Genomic DNA, 16,993 nt, shown 5'->3' with positions numbered 1-16,993 from the left:
ATTAAGGCAAAAGACGATCCGGCAACAGGCGCATCAACTGGGTATCGAACCAGGCCACGAAGGCCGGCGACGGCACGGCATCGACCGCCAGATACCACCAGTCGGCAGCCGCAAAGGCGCGGCACTTCACCGCGTCCTTTTCGGTCATCACCAGCGGCAATGACGGGGTGAAACTCAAGGCCTGCACGCTGTATTCAGCATGGTCGGCAAACGCATGGGGCACGGGCCGCCAGTCTAGCGCTTCGAGGGTATTGAAGAAACGTTGCGGATTGCCGATCCCGGCCACCGCATGCACGGCCTGGCCGGCGGGGAAATGCTCGACCGGTCGGCGTTCGCCGCTGCGCAGGTTGATCAGCGCCGAGGGTTGCAGGCGGAACGCGAAGCCGTCGTCGCGATCAGCCGTGGCGCCATTGAACAGCACCCCGTCGACGCTTTGCAGGCGCTCGACCGGCTCGCGCAGCGGCCCGGCGGGCAGGCAGCGTTTGTTGCCCAGGCCACGGGCGGCGTCGATCAGCACCAGCTCCAGATCCCGCGCCAGACGGTAATGCTGCATGCCGTCATCGGACAGGATCAGGTCCAGCGGTTCGCTGTCGAGCAAGGCTTTGACGGCGGCGCCGCGATTGGGGTCGATCACCAGCGGCACGTCGGTGCGCTGCACGATCAGCAACGGTTCGTCACCGGCGATGTCGGCACTTTGATCGGCAGCGACCCGCCACGGCAATTGCGGCGGTTTGGCGCCGTAGCCACGACTGACCACCCCGACCCGCAGGCCCCGGCGTCGGCAGTGCTCGATCAGCCACAGGATCATCGGTGTCTTGCCGGTGCCGCCAACGGTGATATTGCCAACCACGATCACCGGCACCGGCGATTGAAAGATCTCGCCCTCGCCGTCGAGAAAGCGCTGGCGCTTGCCGGCGACCACACGGCGATACAACCACTCCAGCGGCCGCAACAGGCTCAGGGCCGGATGTCCCTGATACCACGCGGCGAGCAAACGATCGGACATGGCCATCAGGATTTAGGCGCCGCCTCGACCGTGGTCATGCGCAAATGGCTGAAACCGAGCTTGCCGGCCGCGTCCATGGCGGTGATCACCGATTGATGCTGGGTCTTGCCATCGGCACTGATCGACAACGGCATGTTGGTGTCGCCGTTGGCTTCCTTCTGCATGGCTTCCATCAGGGTCGCCAGATCGTTTTTCGGCAGAATTTTGTTATTCACCGAAAACACGCCTTCGGCGCTGATGGCCACGTCCAGTTGCTTGACCTGCTGATCCTCGGCCGGCGAGCCGCTGACCGCTTCCGGCAGATCGACGCGCAACTGGGTTTCGCGGGTGAACGTGGTGGTCACGACGAAAAACAGCAGCAGGATGAACACCACGTCGATCAGCGACGCGAGGTTGATGTCCACGGTTTCCCGAGGCTTGCGACGGAATTTCACGCTTTGCCCTCGGCCAGGTCGACGTCACGGTCGCCCTGCACCACTTCGACCAGTTTGATCGCTTCCTGCTCCATGCCCACCACCAGCTCATCGATGCGCCGTTGCAGGAACCGATGGAAGAACACCGACGGAATACCGACCATCAGGCCCGCAGCGGTGGTGATCAGCGCCTTGGAGATACCGCCGGCCAGTACCGATGCATTGGTGGTCATGCCGGAACCGGTGAACGCACTGAAAATATCGATCATGCCCAGCACCGTACCCAACAGGCCCAACAACGGCGCCATGGCGGCGATGGTGCCCAGCGCATTGACGTAGCGCTCCAGTTCATGGATGACCCGGGCAGCGGCCTCTTCGATGCACTCCTTCATGATCTCGCGACCATGTTTGGAGTTGGCCAGACCGGCGGCGAGGATTTCACCCAGCGGCGAGTTGGCGCGCAATTCCTTGAGTTTTTCCTTGTTGAGCTGCTTGTCCTTGATCCACACCCAGACCTGACCCAGCAGATGCTCCGGAGTCACGCGACTGGCGCGCAGGGTCCACAGGCGCTCGGCGACGATCGCCATGGCGGCGACGGAACTCAGAATGATCGGCAACATCATCCAGCCGCCGGATTTGACCAATTCCCACACAGTGACAGCCCCCTCGAAAAAGTGCGCCACTTTAGCATACCGATCCACGATAAAGACCCGCCGCTCCGACGACCGTGATGTCGTCCCCGCATCGCCCATGAACAGGCGTTCTCAAGGGTTCGACAGCTCTGCAACGCGCCAGAACCGGCGCTGCTGGCGCATCGTCCGGGCCGCCTGAAAGCGCCCCAGTTGCAGATGAATGGCACCCTGCTCGGCGCTGTCATGAATCGTCAGCCCGTGTTTGCGATAACGGGCCATGACCATCGGATGTGGATGACCGAACGAGTTGCCGTGCCCCCGGGAAATCAGCACGGCATGCGGGCGCAACACGTTGAGCAGGGCCATCGAGGACGAGCTGCGGCTGCCATGGTGCGGCGCCTGCAACCATTGCGTGGGCACGGCCAGCGGACTCTCCAGCAGCACGCGTTCGGCAGCGGTGTCGATATCCCCGGTCAGCAGCAGTCGCTCGCCGTTGGCCTCAATCTGCAATACGCAGGAGCGCTGATTGCTGTCGTGGGCCCTGGACCATTGCCACAGTTCGAAGCGGACGCCGTCCCACTGCCATCGCCGCCCGCTCTCGCAGGCTTCGGCGTGGAGTTCGAGCGGCAGTCCTGGCGGGTCGCCGCTGATCACCCGTCGGGGCGGCAAACCGCGCGCCACGGCCAGCGCCCCGCCGGCATGGTCGGCGTCGGCATGACTGAGCAACATCAGATCGAGACGTTCGACGCCAAGCTTGCGCAACGCCGGCAGCACCACCCGTTCGCCGATATCGAGATCGCCGAATCGCGGCCCCGCGTCATACAGCAACGTGTGATGACGGGTGCGGATCAGGATCGCCAGGCCCTGGCCGACATCGAGTTGCCAGACATCGGCCACGCCTTCTGCCAGTCGCTCACGGGGCGGCAGCGTCAGAATCAACAACAACGGCCAGCCCAATGGCCGCAACGGCACACCACGCGGCAACATTAATAGAAACGCACCGAGGCAACCCAGCGCCCAGACCCACCCCGGAATGCTCGGCGGGATCCACGCCGGCCAGCGCCCGGCAATCTGCGCCAGCACGATGAACAGCCAGTCGATCAGACCGCCGGCCAGCCACAGCAGACCTTCGCCAACCCAAGGCACCCACAGCAACAGGCAGCCCAGCAGCGCCGCCGGCAACACCAGCAAACTGACCCAGGGCACCGCCAACAAGTTGGCAAACGGCCCACTGAGACTGATCGGCAGACTCAAGGCCAGCAACACCGGGCACAAACCGATCGCGATCAGCCACTGCGCCCGCGTCCAGGTCTGCCACCAGCGCCACGGCCCCAGGCGACCGCCGAAGGTAAAAATCAGGATCGCCACCGCCGCAAAGGACAACCACAATCCCGGCCGCAGACTCGCAAGCGGATCTATCAACAGCACCCCGTCGAACGCCAGCAACAGCGGCCACCAGGCCCCCAAGTGGCGGAAACGCAAACGCCACAGCAGTACCAGCGCGACCATCACGCACGCCCGTTGAACCGGCACATCGAAGCCGGCCAGCAGGCCATATCCCAATGCAGCAGCGAACGCCGAGCCACAGGCCCAAGGCAACCAGGGCCAGCTTCGCGGCCACCAACCGAGCCGGGCCAGGCCGGCCACCAACCCATACATCACGGCCGCCAACAGGGCGATGTGCTGCCCGGAAATCACCAGCAGATGCACGGTTCCGGTGTCCTGCAAGACCTGCCAGTCCTCGCGACTGAGCCCCGAACCATCGCCGAGCACCAGCGCCGCCAACGCCGCACCACGCCCCTGGGCGTCCACCTCAAGCAAACGCTGCCGCAGACTGTCACGCCAGGCCCACTGCGCAGCGGCCAGCCGCTGGCCGTCCTTCACCGTACCGGTGGCGCCGATACGTTGCGCGAGCAGCCAGGCTTCGTAGTCGAACGCGTCGGGATTGAGCAGACCACCCGGCCGCTTGAGCTTGACCGCCAGACGCCAGCGCTCGCCGCTATTGACCGGTGGCCCCGCGTACCAGGCCAGACGCATCAGGCCTGGCAGCTTTTCGTGACGCGAGCGCGCATCGGCCAGCTCGAATCGCACCACTCCCTCGCTGTTCTGCGGCAAACCGACCACCCGGCCTTCGACCCAGCGAGTCTCGCCGTCCAGCGCCCGGGGCAGACGATCGTTCAATGCCCACTGCGCACCCACACACGCCCAGGTAAACCCGAACAACAGCAAAGCCAGCGGATAGCTGCGAAACGGCAGCAGCATCAACGCCACCACCGGCAACACCCACAAAAGCCCGACCGGCGGCAAGGCCGGCAAAAAAACCGGGGCCAGCAGACCGACTGCCAGCGCCATCATCCCTGTGCGCATAAGCCCGTCCTTGAGAGTCCCGTCATCAGGCATAGCGGGAATCGGGCAGCGACGTCGTCAACAATTGTCACAAAGTCTGAATGGGCGACTTTTAGAATCCAGACATACTTGCCGCCTTAACCGACCGAGAAGCCTTATGCCCCGGCGCTTATTCAAACGTTACATGCCCGACCCGACGAGCATCAGGGAACACAAATCCTTACGCTTTCTCGGCAAGCTGCTGCATGACCCGAACCTCTGGCACCTCAACCGGCACTCGGTCGCCCGCGCCATGGGCGTCGGCCTGTTTGCCGCGTTTCTGCCGATCCCCGCCCAAATGCTGGTGGCCGCCACCCTGGCGATCATGGTGCGCGGCAACATGCCGATCGCCGTCAGCCTGGTCTGGCTGACCAACCCGATCACCATGCCGGCCGTGTTTTTCTGCACCTACCAGGCCGGTGCCTGGCTGATGAACATCCCCGCCCGCAGCCTGCCTGACGAACTGACCTGGGAATGGATCAGCGGCGAACTCTCGACGTTGTGGCAACCGTTTCTGCTCGGCTCGGTGGTCGTCGGCCTCGCACTCGGCGCCCTCGCCTATTGCCTGGTCATGATGTACTGGCGCTGGTGGGTAGCCCGGCAATGGGCGCGGCGCAAGAAAAGTCGAATGGGATAAATGCAAAACGGCCTCCAGATAGGAGGCCGTTTTTTATGGGATGGGATTGGTGCGGAGCGAAGAATGTGTACACCTGCCAGAACCCGGTTGGCCCGAAGGCCGCAATCAGGTCCGCATCCCGCGCCCACTCACCAACAACCGCGCACACCCGAAATACAACACCACCGTCGCCACCAGCATGAACGTAATCGCAATCCCGATACGGATATCCGACACCCCCAAAATGCCGTAGCGGAACGCATTGACCATATGTAGCACAGGGTTGGCCAGCGACACCGTCTGCCAGAACGGCGGCAACAGAGTGATCGAATAAAACACCCCACCCAGATACGTCAGCGGCGTCAGGACAAACGTCGGAATGATCGAAATATCATCGAAGTTGCGGGCAAACACGGCGTTGATGAAACCCAGCAGCGAGAAAATCGTCGCCGTCAGCACCACCACCAGGATGGTCACCCCCAGGTGATGCACCTGCAGATGCGTGAAAAACAGCGACAACAGCGTCACGATGACGCCGACCATCAAACCACGCAGAACACCGCCAAGGGTGTAGCCGATCAGAATGGTGTGCGGCGAAACCGGCGACACCATCAATTCCTCGATGGAGCGCTGAAACTTGCTGCCGAAGAAACTCGACACCACGTTGCCATAGGAGTTGGTGATCACCGACATCATGATCAACCCCGGCACGATGTACTCCATGTAGGTGAAGCCACCCATGTCGCCGATCTGCCGGCCGATCAGATTGCCGAAGATCACGAAGTACAGAACCATGGTGATTGCCGGCGGCAGCAGCGTCTGCGGCCAGATCCGGGTGAACCGGCGGACCTCGCGGTAAACGATGGTATTGAGGGCAACGAGGTTAGGGCCGAACTCGGAACTCATACCGCCACCTTCGACAGATTTTTCTCCACCAGGGACACGAACAGCTCCTCGAGGCGATTGGTTTTGTTACGCAGGCTCAACACTTCGATGTTCTGCAGGGCCAGTTGGCCGAACAGCGCGGTAATGCCCATGGACTTGTCGACCTGCACTTCCAGGGTATGGCCGTCGAGCAGGCGAGCCGGATAACCGGCCAGTTGCGGCGCGGCGCCCAAGCCGTTTTTCAGATCGAGCAGGAAGGTTTCCACATGCAGTTGGCCGAGCAACTGACGCATGCTGGTGTTCTCGACAATCGTGCCGTGGTCGATGATGCCGATGTTGCGGCACAACTGCTCAGCCTCTTCCAGGTAATGCGTGGTGAGGATGATGGTGATGCCTTTCTGGTTCAGTTCGGTGAGGAACGTCCACATCGAACGGCGCAGTTCGATATCGACCCCGGCAGTCGGTTCGTCGAGGATCAACAGGCGCGGCTCATGCACCAGCGCGCGGGCGATCATCAGACGACGCTTCATCCCGCCGGACAACGAACGCGACGGCACATCGCGCTTGTCCCACAGGCCGAGCTGGGTCAGGTACTGTTCGGCGCGCTCCTTGGCGACTTTCGCCGGAATGCCGTAGTAGCCGGCCTGGGTCACGACGATATCGAAGGTCTTTTCGAACTGGTTGAAATTGAATTCCTGGGGCACCACGCCAATCGAGCGCTTGAGCGCGGCGGGGTTCTTGTCCAGGTCATTACCAAAGATATTCACCGAGCCGCTGGTCTTGTTCACCAGGGTCGAGAGAATGCCGATGGTCGTGGATTTGCCGGCGCCGTTGGGGCCGAGCAAGGCGAAGAAGTCACCCTCGGCGACGTCCAGATCGATACCACTCAAGGCCTGGAACCCGTTGCCGTAGGTTTTGGTTAGCTGCCGGATGGACAGAGCGGAACTCATATCTGATTTACGCCAAGAAAGAATGAAAAGGATAGATAAGGGCGTGCGGCGAGGGAAACAACCACGGCGTCCGAGCGCAATGGTGCTTGCCGCCGCCGCACAAGTACAGTCAAGCGTGTCGATAGTAGGTATTAAGTCAACGCGGTCATGACAGCCTTTTTATAGGCTGGACGCTGCTTCAGCCGCGCGTACCACGCCTCCAGATGCGGCAGCGACGAACGCTCGATAGGCATTTCGAACCAGGCATAAATGAAACTGCCCAGCGGAATGTCGCCCATGCCGATTTCGCTTCCGGACAGGTACGGCTGACGGGCAAGCGCCTGATCGGCCATCGCCAGCAGCGCCTCACATTCCTTGGTCGCAGCGTGAATCGCCGGCCAGTCCTGCTTGTCCGCCGGCGTGCGCAGAACGCCCCAGAACACCGTGCGGAACGGCCCGGCAAAACTCGAGGTGGTCCAGTCCATCCACTTGTCAGCGATGGCGCGGGCTTGCAGATCCGCCGGATACCAAGGGGTATTGGCCGCATGCCGGGCCAACAGGTAGCGGACGATGGCGTTGGACTCCCACAACACAAAGCCGTCGTCTTCGATGACCGGCACTCGACCGTTCGGGTTCATCGCCCGGTACTCGGGCGTGTCGACCACACCGAACGCGCCACCGGCGTCGATCGCTTCGTAAGCCAGCCCAAGCTCCTCGGCGGCCCACAGCGGTTTCCTTACGTTCGACGAATTCTTGCGACCCCAGATCTTCAGCATGACCGCCTCTTTTCCAATGAGTGGGCGGGCAGCATACGCCGGATCAGCCCCGGCTGACATCACACGGCAGATCACTCTGCATATCGCCCAACAGTTGCGGCTGCTGATCGCCGAACAGGTGCGGATAGCACTTTTCCAGGTGTTCGAAGAAGAAAGCCTGCGGCACATCGGCGAACTGGCCGTGGTCGATCAGGTACTCCATCAACTGCGCGCCATCGCGGTTGAACGGATGGAACACGCTGTCATTGATCCCGTCGAATTCCAGCGGCGCCACATTGAACAGATCGCAGAGTTTCTGGTTGAACGCCGGCGTGGCCTTGACCCAGCGACCGTCGAGAAACAGTTCGGTGTAGCCGTGCATGGCGAATACGTCGCTGCGCAGCAGCTCCAGAAGACGCGGAGTCGACAGGTGATTGCGCACATCTGCCAGACCGATGCGCGCGGCGATCCCGCAATGCCGCGCGCAACCGGCGAGCAACGTGGCCTTGGGCACGCAGTAACTCTCTGCAGTGGCCAGGGCATAACTGCCGCGCAAGGTATCCGGGTCACGGCTGAAGGTATACGGGTTGTAGCGCACCGCCTCGCGCACCGCGTAGTAAAGACTGACCGCCTGCGCGCGCGGATCACGACTCGCGCCTCGATGTTGCTCGGCGAACTCCACTACGGCGGGGTGGTCACTATCGATGAAGCGGCCGGGACTCAAATACTCGCGCATGACGGCTTTCTCCTGGATGAGCTTGGAGTCTAGCGAGAGCTTCAGCACAGAGATAACGGCGTTTCGGCCAAACTTGGACGCAAAGCTGCGCAGCGAGCGAACGATTTCCCACGCGTGTTGCCCACCGAAACTACAAAAGCCATCCGGGGTTTCCCACGAATTCAATCGCCCTGTTCCGACCCTCCTGTTTTGCGGATGCCGTCTAAGCTCTGAGGGTCGGTTCGCCCTGGTTCACGGAGGATTAAATATGCTGTTGTTGTGGATACTGGTTCTGATCGTCGGCGTGGCGTATCTGGCCCACCGGCGCATCGCCCCGCTGCCCGCGCTGGGTATCGTCGCGGCCTATCTGCTGGCGATGGGGATTTTCAGTCGGGCACCGGGCTGGCTGCTGCTGGTGTTCTGGGTGCTGCTGGCCGTCGTGGCCGCTCCCCTGCTGCTGCCGGATCTGCGGCGCAAGCATTTCAGCGCGCCACTGTTCAACTGGTTCCAGAAAACCCTGCCGCCGATGTCGCAGACCGAACGCGACGCGATCGACGCCGGCACGGTCTGGTGGGACGGCGAACTGTTCAGCGGGCGTCCGGACTGGGACAAATTGCTGTCCTACCCCAAGGCGCAGTTGAGCGAAGAAGAACAGGCATTCATCGATGGCCCCACCGAAGAACTCTGCGCGATGGTCACTGACTGGCAGATCGGCCAGTCGATGGACCTGCCGGCCGCAGCCTGGACACACATCAAGGAACACGGTTTCTTCGCCCTGATCATCCCCAAGGAGTTCGGCGGCAAAGGCTTTTCCGCCTATGCACACTCACAGGTGGCGATGAAACTGGCCACCCGCAGCGGCGACCTCGCCTCCACCGTAATGGTGCCCAACTCCCTCGGCCCCGCCGAATTGCTGCTGCATTACGGCACCGATGAACAACGCAACCATTACCTGCCACGGCTGGCCCGGGGCGATGACATTCCGTGCTTCGCCCTCACCGGCCCGCTCGCCGGTTCCGACGCCGGAGCCATGCCCGACACCGGGATCATCTGCAAGGGTCAGTGGCAAGGCGAGGAAACCATCGGCCTGCGCCTGAACTGGGAAAAACGCTACATCACCCTCGGTCCGGTAGCGACGCTGCTCGGCCTGGCCTTCAAGGCCTATGACCCGGATCACCTGCTTGGCGACAAGGAAGACCTGGGCATCAGCCTGGCGCTGATTCCAACCGACACCCCCGGCGTGGAAATCGGCCGTCGGCACCTGCCGCTGGGGGCGGCGTTCATGAACGGCCCCAACTCGGGCAAGGACGTGTTCATCCCGCTGGATTTCCTCATCGGCGGTCAGGGCATGCTCGGCAAAGGCTGGATGATGCTGATGAACTGCCTGTCGGTCGGGCGCTCGATTTCGCTGCCGGCTGTGGGCACCGGCGCGGCCAAGTTCACCAGTCTGGTGACCGGGCAATACGCGCAGATCCGCGAGCAGTTCAACGTTCCGTTGTCGGCGTTCGAAGGCATCCAGGAGGCCATGGCGCGCATCGGCGGCAACGCCTGGATGATGGACGCCGCGCGGATGCTCACCGCCAATGCGGTGGATCTGGGCGAGAAACCGTCGGTGCTGTCGGCGATCCTCAAGTACCACCTCACCGAACGCGGCCGCGAGTGCATCAGCCACGCCATGGATGTACACGGCGGCAAGGCGATCATCATGGGGCCGAACAATTATCTGGGGCGCAGCTGGAACGGCGCACCGATCTTCATCACCGTGGAAGGCGCGAACATTCTGTCGCGCAACCTGATGATCTTCGGCCAGGGCGCGATCCGCTGCCATCCGTTCGTTCTCAAGGAAATGGCCCTGGCCGGCCGCGAGGACAAGGAACAGGCTCTCAAGGAGTTCGACGGACTGCTGCTCAAGCACATCGGCTTCGCCGTGAGCAACGCCGCCAGCACATTGGTGCTGAACCTCGGTTTCGGACACTTCGAACATGCACCGGGAGACAAGCTCAGTCAGGGTTATTTCCGAGCCCTCAACCGGCAGGCAGCGGCGTTTGCCATGCTCGCCGACCTGAGCATGATGCTGCTGGGCGGTGAGCTGAAACGCCGCGAGCGGCTGTCGGCGCGGCTGGGCGACGTGCTGAGCAACCTGTATCTCGCGTCGGCGGCACTCAAGCGTTATCACGACCTCGATTCGCCGGCCTACATGGCGCCGTTGTTCACCTGGGCCATGGAAGAAAGCCTCGGCCAATCGGAACGGGCACTCGACGAACTGCTGAGCAACTTCCCGAACCGGGTCTTTGGCTGCCTGCTGCGGGTGATCGTGTTCCCGTTCGGGCGTCGCCACAAAGGCCCGTCGGACAGACTCGGTGCCGAGGTCGCAGCGGTCATCGGTCGGGCCAAGGGCGATCCGGCGCTGGAAGAACTGCTCGCCGGTTGCTATCGCCCGCAATCAGCGGATGACGCGGTCGGCGCCCTGCAACACGCCAGCGATCTGCTGAGCGCCGCGCAACCGCTGCACAAGAAACTGCACACGTCACTGAAAAGCGGCCAGGTCAAACCGGTCGCGGGTGAGCATGCCATTGATGCCGCACTGGAAGCCGGCGTGCTGCAGGCCGGGGAAGCGCAGACGCTGCGCGATGCCGAAGCAGCGCGGCGCAAGGTGATCGACGTGGATGATTTCTCCAAGGAGGAACTGGCACCTGCGGAAGGGAAAGTCCGCTGATCCGCTCCATCGCATAACTGGGAAAAAAGGGCGCGGGCGCTTTATACTCCGCGCCCGTTTTGCTCTTGAGGACTTATCTCGTGTCCAACATCGTTGCCGACCATCTGGTTTTGCTCGACCACCTGCGCAGTATTCTGGTCGCCGTAGGTGAGGCCGATCAGGTTCCCGAAGAAAGCCACGCCTTGTTTCTGGAGCGCTTCGACGACCTGCGGGCGCAGTTGCCGGTCGATCCGATCGAAAGCCAGTACCTGGGCCAGGACATCCTGACCCAGATCATTTCCCGCTATCCGCAAATCGCCCACCTGATCCCACGGGATCTGCTGTGGTACTTCGGTGGCGACTGCCTGCACTACCTGGCCGACGAAGAAATCGACATGTACCAGGCGCTGGAAGAACGTCGCTACGAAGCCGAACAGAACGACGAACCGTTCGACTGGAACCAGGAAAAACAATTGCTGGCGATGTCGGATCAGGACAGCAAGCACTGATCGTCGCCAGACAACGAAAAGGCCCCCATGGCAATGCCATGGGGGCCTTTCTGTTTCCGGCTAGAGCAGCCCTTCACCCTCGGGCAGTTCGTAGTCCGCCGACACCTGACCTGCACTCCCCGCCTTGCCCGGTTTGCTCAGGGTCGGCTCCCTCTCCAGACATTTCACCAGATAATCGATGAACACCCGCAGTTTCGGCGGCAGATAGCGCGTCGGCGAATGCAGCAACCACAAGCCGCCATGATAAGAAGCGAGGAATGTCCAGTCCGGCAGGACCTGCACGACCAACCCCTTCTCCAACGCATAACGGGCGGTGAAATACGGAAGACTGCCGATGCCGATATGTTGCAGCACCGCCCCCAGACGCACGCCGGTGTGATTGGCGGCATAGCGTCCGCGCACCCCGACCGTCACCGCTTTACTGCCTTTCTTGAACTTCCAGCGCGCATCACTTGGAGTTTCGCCGAGATAGATGCAACTGTGATTGAGCAGGTCGTGGGGGTGAGTCGGCGTGCCATGTTCGGCCAGGTATTGCGGCGTCGCGCAGAGCAAATGGTCGATGGTCAGCAGTTGCCGCCCCACCAGCCCGGCCGGTGGCCTGTCGGTGATGCGGATCGCCAGGTCGACGTGATCGTCGATCAGATCCACCTGACGATCCTCCAGCAACAACTCCACATCGACTTTCGGATAGCGGCGCAAGAACTCGGGCATGTGCGGGTGAACCACAAAGCGTCCAACCGCTTTCGGCACACTGACCCGCACCAGCCCCTCCGCTTCGTGGGTGAACTGACCACTGATTTCCATCACCGACTTGGCAGCGCTGACCATCTCCTGACAGCGCTTGAACACCTCCTCTCCTCCTTCGCTCAAACGCAACTTGCGGGTGGTGCGTTGCAGTAATCGGGTGGCCAGGGCCTTTTCCAGACGGGAAATGCTGCGGCTGACCGCAGACGGCGACGAACCCAACTGGCGCGCGGCTTCGGAGAAGCTGCCGGTCTCCACGACCTTGACGAAAATCGCCATTTCACCGAGCAACGGCAGGGGGAGATTTATGCTCACAGCGCAACAGTCCTTTGATGTTTGAACGGATTATCACGTTATTACACGATTCATATAATTAAAAAAGAAACTTTAATAAGGGCATGGAATATGACGCTTCGCCTCTTTTTCCATAGTGATGACCTCAAGGCCAGTGTGGAAGTCCTCGACTGTTCGCCCCACGAGAACGAGTTCGCCGTGGTATTGCGCGCCACGCTGTTTCATCCGCAGGGCGGCGGTCAGCCTTGCGATACGGGCTGGATTGGCGATAGCCAGGTGCTTCGGGTGATACAGGAGGCGGAACGGATCATTCACTACGTCGACCGCCCGGTGCCGTTGGGCATGACGCAGATCCGGATCGACGCAGAACGTCGCCGTTTCAACACCCGCATGCATTCGGCCGGGCACTTGATTGGCCATTTCATCCAGGCGCTGGGCTGGATGCCTGTCAAGGCGCATCACTGGCCGGACGAGGGCCGGGTGCAATTCAAACCGGGGGATTCGGCTCAGGAAGTCGATCCGCAGACGGTGCAATACGGTATCGGCCAGTGGATCGAGCACGATCTGCCGCGCCTGACCTCCTTGCGCGAAGGCGCGCGGGAAATCGGTTTCGGAGAACTGCCGGCCTACGGCTGCGGCGGGACCCATGTACGAAGCCTGAAGGATCTGGGCACAGTCACGATCGCGTCGCTTTCGCAGAAGAAAGGCACGTTATCCGTCCACTACAGCGTGGATTGAGAATTTCGGACGGTGCCTCGCGCATCGTCCGTCGCCGGGGGAGCCGCATTCGCCGGTTCCGTTGACTATTCGATAGATGGACCTACCCACATGATGCTTGACGTCGAGCGTCTCGATGAGACGTGCATAAAAAAACTGGCCAGCGAAGAAGTCCTCGCCATCCGCGTCAAAGGCTTTTTGCCCGAGACACTGGCAATCCAGATTGGCGACAAGATTCTCGCTCCCGGCTTCGAGGGCTATATCAACGCCCCGAGCATCGGTCGTATCGGCATGGCGTTTTACGAAGCGGAAAACCAGCCGCTGCTGATAGAGGACTACTTCGAACGCGCCACCAGCAACATCGCCGAATTGCGCAATCGCTGTGCACCCTACTCTTCGCCAATCGACACGCTGCGCTGCATGCTCGACGAGTCCTGGCCGGCCGGCGCGCATCTGGAAAACCTCTACGGTCGCAAAATGTATGTCGGACTGTCGCGCGTGGTGAAACCCGGCGTGTGCTTTCTCGCCCACCACGACATTTTTGCCAAGGACGCGCCGGACAGCTTCCAGGCCCGCAGTCTGGAAGCGCAATTTGCCTGCAACGTGTACCTGAACATGCCGACCGAAGGCGGCGCGCTGCAGATGTGGAATGACGACGTGACCCCGGATCAATTCGACGAGATGCGCGGCGACAGCTACGGCATCGACCCGGCGCTGCTCGGCCCGCCTGCGCTGGAGATTCGTCCCGAGCCTGGCGACTTCATCATGTTCAACTCGCGCCGCATGCACTCGGTCACCCCGGGCGTGGCGGATCCGCGATTGAGCCTTTCGTTCTTTGTCGGCTATCGCGGCAATGCTTCACCCCTGACTTTCTGGAGCTGAGATGTTATCGAATTACCTGGGCGAGTTTCTGGCGCTGGCCACCATCCACTTCCTGGCCGTGGTCGCTCCCGGCCCGGACTTCGCCGTGACGATTCGCCAGAGCGTGCGCTTCGGACGACTGGTCGGGATCTGCACCGCGCTGGGCATCGGTGCGGGGATTTCCGTGCATGTGCTGTACACCCTGCTCGGCGTCGGCGCCTTGATGCACACCACGCCATGGCTGCTGACCGTGGCCAAGGTGATCGGCGGTGCCTACATCCTCTACCTCGGCGTCTGCCTGCTGCGCAGCAAACCGAAATCGGCACTGGAGGGTGAAAAAACCGGCGATGAACCACTGGTCGAGCAAACCCTGTTCAAAGCGTTCAGTACCGGTTTTCTGACCAACGCCACCAATCCCAAGGCCACGCTGTTTTTCCTGGCGATCTTCACCACGATCATCAGCGCCAGCACACCGCTGCAGATTCAGGCGCTGTACGGGCTGTGGATGTGTTTCGTGAACGCCGCATGGTTCGTGGTCGTTGCGCTGTTTTTTTCCAGCAGCCGGGTTCGATTGCTGTTTCTGCGCATGGGGCACTGGTTCGAGCGCACCATGGGGGTTGTGCTGATTCTGTTTGCCGGGCGGCTGATGCTGTCCTGGTAATCTGCCTAAAACGCAAAAGGCCCGCCGAATCTCTTCGGCGGGCCTTTTTTACGTGCGAATGACAGGAAACACAAAAAACGCGCAAACAAAAACGCCGCTCTATTGAGCGGCGTTTTTGTGAAATTGGAGCGGGAAACGAGACTCGAACTCGCGACCCCGACCTTGGCAAGGTCGTGCTCTACCAACTGAGCTATTCCCGCAAATGGCGTCCCCTAGGGGACTCGAACCCCTGTTACCGCCGTGAAAGGGCGGTGTCCTAGGCCACTAGACGAAGGGGACACTGCCTGAAACACCATGGTGTAGTGTTTCAGTTCCAGACTCACATCCTGAGATGTGTTCTGGTTTCACTCAACCTTGCCCTGGAGCAAAGCTGCTTAAAATTGGAGCGGGAAACGAGACTCGAACTCGCGACCCCGACCTTGGCAAGGTCGTGCTCTACCAACTGAGCTATTCCCGCATTGGCGTCCCCTAGGGGACTCGAACCCCTGTTACCGCCGTGAAAGGGCGGTGTCCTAGGCCACTAGACGAAGGGGACACGCTACAACATTCACTCCCTGCTTCGTTTCGCTGTGTGCTTTACGCTGCAAGTGGCGCGCATTCTATGGATGGATTGGGAGGTCGTCAACCCCCTGATATAAATTTATTTAAATCAATGACTTCGACCTGCTTTACGAGGGCAATCGGGGTTTTCCATCGACCGATGTCTGGCGCCTATATTCCGACACTCGCCAAGGCGCTATAGTCCACCGCACAGGTGATGGCAATCTGCACCCCAAGCGCCAGCATTTATCTAAGCAGGTCTGCGGCCGATACAGATTGAAGCTTCGCCGATCCAACCCGTCGAGCGGCGCTAGGCTCCTATATGCCAAGCCACTACACTCGCACGCGAACCCTATAAAGAGGTCTTACCGGTGACACCACTCATGATCACCCTGCTAGTCATAGCCGGGATCGCAATCTTGATCGCCATTGGCTACATGAACCATGTGGTGGAAAACAACAAACTGGAGAAAGCCCGCACCAAGGTCGAACTCAATGATCGCCTGCGTCGATGCGGCGAACTCACCGAGACCTTCCCCGGCCAGTTCATGACCCCGGCGCTCAAGCTGCTGATGACTCGCCTGGAACTGAACGTCTGCCAGCGCCTGCTGAACCTGGAAAAAACCAGCGCCATCACCAAGGCGCGGATCACCGAGTTGACCGCACTGGTAGGCCAGGGTGAATCGATCCCGGTCAACAACCCACCGGCCCCGATCCAGACCGAAGCCAAGGCCAAGGACGTCCGCTTCCTCCTCGAAGCCCTGCACGGCCAGATCACCCGCGCCGCCCAGGACGGCTTCCTGCCACCGAACGAAGCCAAACACTGGATCCGCGAAGTCCGCCACATTCTGGTACTGCTGCACATCGAGTTCTTCAACAACCTCGGCCAGCACGCCTTGCAACAAAACCAGCCAGGCCAGGCCCGCCTCGCCTTCGAACGCGGCGTGCAATACCTGCGCAAACAGCAAGACCCGCAGATCTACGCCGAACAACTGCAATACCTGGAAAAACTCTTGGCCCGCGCCAACGCCCTGGTCATGGACAAGATCGCCCCGGTCGAAGGCGAAGAAAACCAACTGACCGCCGGCCTCAAAGATGTCGAAGCCGATGCAGACTGGAAAAAGAAAGTGATCTACGACTGATTGCAGATTGCTGAAGAGAAGCCACCGAGAGGTGGCTTTTTTTTGGTCGGAGAATTGATCGCAGTCTTCAGTAATTCAAAGACATGCTCTGGTTGGCTTTGTGGATTCAGACGGCTTTTTAGCAGACTTGAGTTCGCTCCCCTCACCCTAGCTCTCCCGAAACGTCGGACCGCCCGGAGGGAGAGGGGACTGACCACAGCGGCAGTAAAGAATATGTACACCCACCAGAACCCGGTCGGCCCGAAGGCCGCCTTCGCGGGCAACCCCACTCCCACAAAAGCAAAAGCAAAAGCAAAAGCAAAAGCCGTCCACCTCCGCCCTTCACCACTCAACACAATGAGCGTTAGCTCGAGTACCGCTTTTGATCTTGCCGTGCCGGCCCCTTCGGCAGGCTGAGTGGAGGGATTTATCCGGGGGTGGGAGCGCAGCGACCGTTTGGCGCAGCCAAACACATCGAGAGGAGGTGCAGCGAAGCAAACCGTAGGCGATGCCCC

General features: G+C 61.1%; 16 protein-coding genes and 4 tRNA genes. 7 read left to right on the top strand and 13 right to left on the bottom strand.

Annotated elements, in window-relative coordinates; translation table 11 throughout:
- Position 1 precedes the first annotated feature (1 nt).
- From lpxK to KVQ74_RS08570, 4 genes are all read right to left on the bottom strand, one after another.
- Positions 2 to 1,012, bottom strand: coding sequence for a tetraacyldisaccharide 4'-kinase (gene lpxK, locus KVQ74_RS08585; protein ID WP_217830647.1), 1,011 nt, complete (start codon positions 1,010 to 1,012; stop codon positions 2 to 4).
- Entirely contained in the window at positions 1,012 to 1,440 is a 429-nt protein-coding gene (locus tag KVQ74_RS08580; RefSeq protein WP_217830646.1) for an ExbD/TolR family protein, read from the bottom strand. Before KVQ74_RS08580 ends, lpxK begins: the two co-directional genes overlap by 1 nt.
- Complete coding sequence (locus KVQ74_RS08575) at positions 1,437 to 2,072, bottom strand: MotA/TolQ/ExbB proton channel family protein (RefSeq protein ID WP_217830882.1); 636 nt, start codon at positions 2,070 to 2,072, stop codon at positions 1,437 to 1,439. Before KVQ74_RS08575 ends, KVQ74_RS08580 begins: the two co-directional genes overlap by 4 nt.
- Positions 2,073 to 2,183: 111 nt before the next feature.
- The gene (locus KVQ74_RS08570; RefSeq protein ID WP_217830645.1) at positions 2,184 to 4,418 is read right to left on the bottom strand and encodes a DNA internalization-related competence protein ComEC/Rec2; all 2,235 of its coding nucleotides are present in this window, start codon (positions 4,416 to 4,418) and stop codon (positions 2,184 to 2,186) included.
- Positions 4,419 to 4,554: 136 nt separating this feature from the next.
- Here KVQ74_RS08570 and KVQ74_RS08565 point away from each other — a divergent pair, with 136 nt between their 5' ends.
- Positions 4,555 to 5,073 carry a DUF2062 domain-containing protein gene (locus KVQ74_RS08565; protein WP_217830644.1) on the top strand — a complete coding sequence of 173 codons (519 nt, stop codon included), beginning with the start codon at positions 4,555 to 4,557 and terminating at the stop codon, positions 5,071 to 5,073.
- Positions 5,074 to 5,178: 105 nt separating this feature from the next.
- On the opposite strand, the gene KVQ74_RS08560 is transcribed toward KVQ74_RS08565, so the two are convergent.
- The 4 genes from KVQ74_RS08560 to KVQ74_RS08545 form a co-directional block, all read right to left on the bottom strand.
- Entirely contained in the window at positions 5,179 to 5,958 is a 780-nt protein-coding gene (locus tag KVQ74_RS08560; RefSeq protein WP_217830643.1) for an ABC transporter permease, read from the bottom strand.
- Positions 5,955 to 6,887, bottom strand: a complete 933-nt coding sequence (locus KVQ74_RS08555; RefSeq protein WP_217830642.1) for an ABC transporter ATP-binding protein — start codon at positions 6,885 to 6,887, stop codon at positions 5,955 to 5,957. The genes KVQ74_RS08560 and KVQ74_RS08555 overlap by 4 nt, the downstream gene beginning before the upstream one ends.
- Positions 6,888 to 7,018: 131 nt before the next feature.
- The gene (locus tag KVQ74_RS08550; protein ID WP_217830641.1) at positions 7,019 to 7,642 is read right to left on the bottom strand and encodes a glutathione S-transferase family protein; all 624 of its coding nucleotides are present in this window, start codon (positions 7,640 to 7,642) and stop codon (positions 7,019 to 7,021) included.
- 43 nt (positions 7,643 to 7,685) lie between these two features.
- Complete coding sequence (locus KVQ74_RS08545; RefSeq protein ID WP_217830640.1) at positions 7,686 to 8,357, bottom strand: transglutaminase-like domain-containing protein; 672 nt, start codon at positions 8,355 to 8,357, stop codon at positions 7,686 to 7,688.
- Positions 8,358 to 8,604: 247 nt separating this feature from the next.
- Here KVQ74_RS08545 and KVQ74_RS08540 point away from each other — a divergent pair, with 247 nt between their 5' ends.
- Together KVQ74_RS08540 and KVQ74_RS08535 are read left to right on the top strand one after the other, a co-directional pair.
- A complete protein-coding gene (locus tag KVQ74_RS08540) occupies positions 8,605 to 11,052 on the top strand; it encodes an acyl-CoA dehydrogenase (RefSeq protein WP_217830639.1) in 2,448 nt (815 codons plus the stop codon).
- 80 nt (positions 11,053 to 11,132) lie between these two features.
- A complete protein-coding gene (locus tag KVQ74_RS08535; RefSeq protein WP_217830638.1) occupies positions 11,133 to 11,540 on the top strand; it encodes a PA2817 family protein in 408 nt (135 codons plus the stop codon).
- A 60-nt stretch (positions 11,541 to 11,600) separates the two neighbouring features.
- Here KVQ74_RS08535 and KVQ74_RS08530 read toward each other — a convergent pair whose 3' ends face one another.
- Positions 11,601 to 12,599 carry a LysR family transcriptional regulator gene (locus KVQ74_RS08530; RefSeq protein WP_217830637.1) on the bottom strand — a complete coding sequence of 333 codons (999 nt, stop codon included), beginning with the start codon at positions 12,597 to 12,599 and terminating at the stop codon, positions 11,601 to 11,603.
- Positions 12,600 to 12,689: 90 nt separating this feature from the next.
- On the opposite strand from KVQ74_RS08530, the gene KVQ74_RS08525 reads away from it, so the two are divergent.
- From KVQ74_RS08525 to KVQ74_RS08515, 3 genes are all read left to right on the top strand, one after another.
- On the top strand, positions 12,690 to 13,316 hold the full coding sequence (locus KVQ74_RS08525) for an alanyl-tRNA editing protein (RefSeq protein ID WP_217830636.1): 627 nt from the start codon (positions 12,690 to 12,692) through the stop codon (positions 13,314 to 13,316).
- Between the two features lie 90 nt (positions 13,317 to 13,406).
- Positions 13,407 to 14,177, top strand: a complete 771-nt coding sequence (locus KVQ74_RS08520) for a 2OG-Fe(II) oxygenase (RefSeq protein ID WP_217830635.1) — start codon at positions 13,407 to 13,409, stop codon at positions 14,175 to 14,177.
- 1 nt (position 14,178) lies between these two features.
- Positions 14,179 to 14,817 (top strand): LysE family translocator, encoded by a 639-nt coding sequence (locus KVQ74_RS08515; RefSeq protein ID WP_217830634.1) that lies wholly within the window; start codon positions 14,179 to 14,181, stop codon positions 14,815 to 14,817.
- A gap of 124 nt (positions 14,818 to 14,941) precedes the next feature.
- On the opposite strand, the gene KVQ74_RS08510 is transcribed toward KVQ74_RS08515, so the two are convergent.
- The 4 genes from KVQ74_RS08510 to KVQ74_RS08495 form a co-directional block, all read right to left on the bottom strand.
- A tRNA-Gly gene (locus KVQ74_RS08510) sits at positions 14,942 to 15,017 on the bottom strand.
- Between the two features lie 3 nt (positions 15,018 to 15,020).
- Positions 15,021 to 15,096: transfer RNA gene (locus tag KVQ74_RS08505), tRNA-Glu, on the bottom strand.
- A gap of 102 nt (positions 15,097 to 15,198) precedes the next feature.
- A tRNA-Gly gene (locus KVQ74_RS08500) sits at positions 15,199 to 15,274 on the bottom strand.
- 2 nt (positions 15,275 to 15,276) lie between these two features.
- A tRNA-Glu gene (locus tag KVQ74_RS08495) sits at positions 15,277 to 15,352 on the bottom strand.
- A gap of 388 nt (positions 15,353 to 15,740) precedes the next feature.
- Between KVQ74_RS08495 and KVQ74_RS08490 the strand changes: the two genes are divergently transcribed.
- A complete protein-coding gene (locus KVQ74_RS08490; protein ID WP_217830633.1) occupies positions 15,741 to 16,499 on the top strand; it encodes a hypothetical protein in 759 nt (252 codons plus the stop codon).
- Positions 16,500 to 16,993 lie beyond the last annotated feature (494 nt).

Origin of the sequence: Pseudomonas botevensis (genome assembly GCF_019145475.1) — a bacterium.
GTDB lineage: Bacteria > Pseudomonadota > Gammaproteobacteria > Pseudomonadales > Pseudomonadaceae > Aquipseudomonas > Aquipseudomonas botevensis.
This window is presented reverse-complemented; position numbering and strand designations above follow the sequence as displayed.

Excerpts from the sequence above, each read along its gene's own strand:
- KVQ74_RS08490 (WP_217830633.1), top strand. The coding sequence starts at position 15,741 with ATGATCACCCTGCTAGTCATAGCCGGGATCGCAATCTTGATCGCCATT.
- KVQ74_RS08525 (WP_217830636.1), top strand. The coding sequence starts at position 12,690 with ATGACGCTTCGCCTCTTTTTCCATAGTGATGACCTCAAGGCCAGTGTG.
- KVQ74_RS08570 (WP_217830645.1), bottom strand. The coding sequence starts at position 4,418 with ATGCGCACAGGGATGATGGCGCTGGCAGTCGGTCTGCTGGCCCCGGTT.
- KVQ74_RS08550 (WP_217830641.1), bottom strand. The coding sequence starts at position 7,642 with ATGCTGAAGATCTGGGGTCGCAAGAATTCGTCGAACGTAAGGAAACCG.
- KVQ74_RS08540 (WP_217830639.1), top strand. The coding sequence starts at position 8,605 with ATGCTGTTGTTGTGGATACTGGTTCTGATCGTCGGCGTGGCGTATCTG.
- lpxK (WP_217830647.1), bottom strand. The coding sequence starts at position 1,012 with ATGGCCATGTCCGATCGTTTGCTCGCCGCGTGGTATCAGGGACATCCG.
- KVQ74_RS08560 (WP_217830643.1), bottom strand. The coding sequence starts at position 5,958 with ATGAGTTCCGAGTTCGGCCCTAACCTCGTTGCCCTCAATACCATCGTT.
- KVQ74_RS08515 (WP_217830634.1), top strand. The coding sequence starts at position 14,179 with ATGTTATCGAATTACCTGGGCGAGTTTCTGGCGCTGGCCACCATCCAC.
- KVQ74_RS08520 (WP_217830635.1), top strand. The coding sequence starts at position 13,407 with ATGATGCTTGACGTCGAGCGTCTCGATGAGACGTGCATAAAAAAACTG.
- KVQ74_RS08545 (WP_217830640.1), bottom strand. The coding sequence starts at position 8,357 with ATGCGCGAGTATTTGAGTCCCGGCCGCTTCATCGATAGTGACCACCCC.
- KVQ74_RS08565 (WP_217830644.1), top strand. The coding sequence starts at position 4,555 with ATGCCCCGGCGCTTATTCAAACGTTACATGCCCGACCCGACGAGCATC.
- KVQ74_RS08555 (WP_217830642.1), bottom strand. The coding sequence starts at position 6,887 with ATGAGTTCCGCTCTGTCCATCCGGCAGCTAACCAAAACCTACGGCAAC.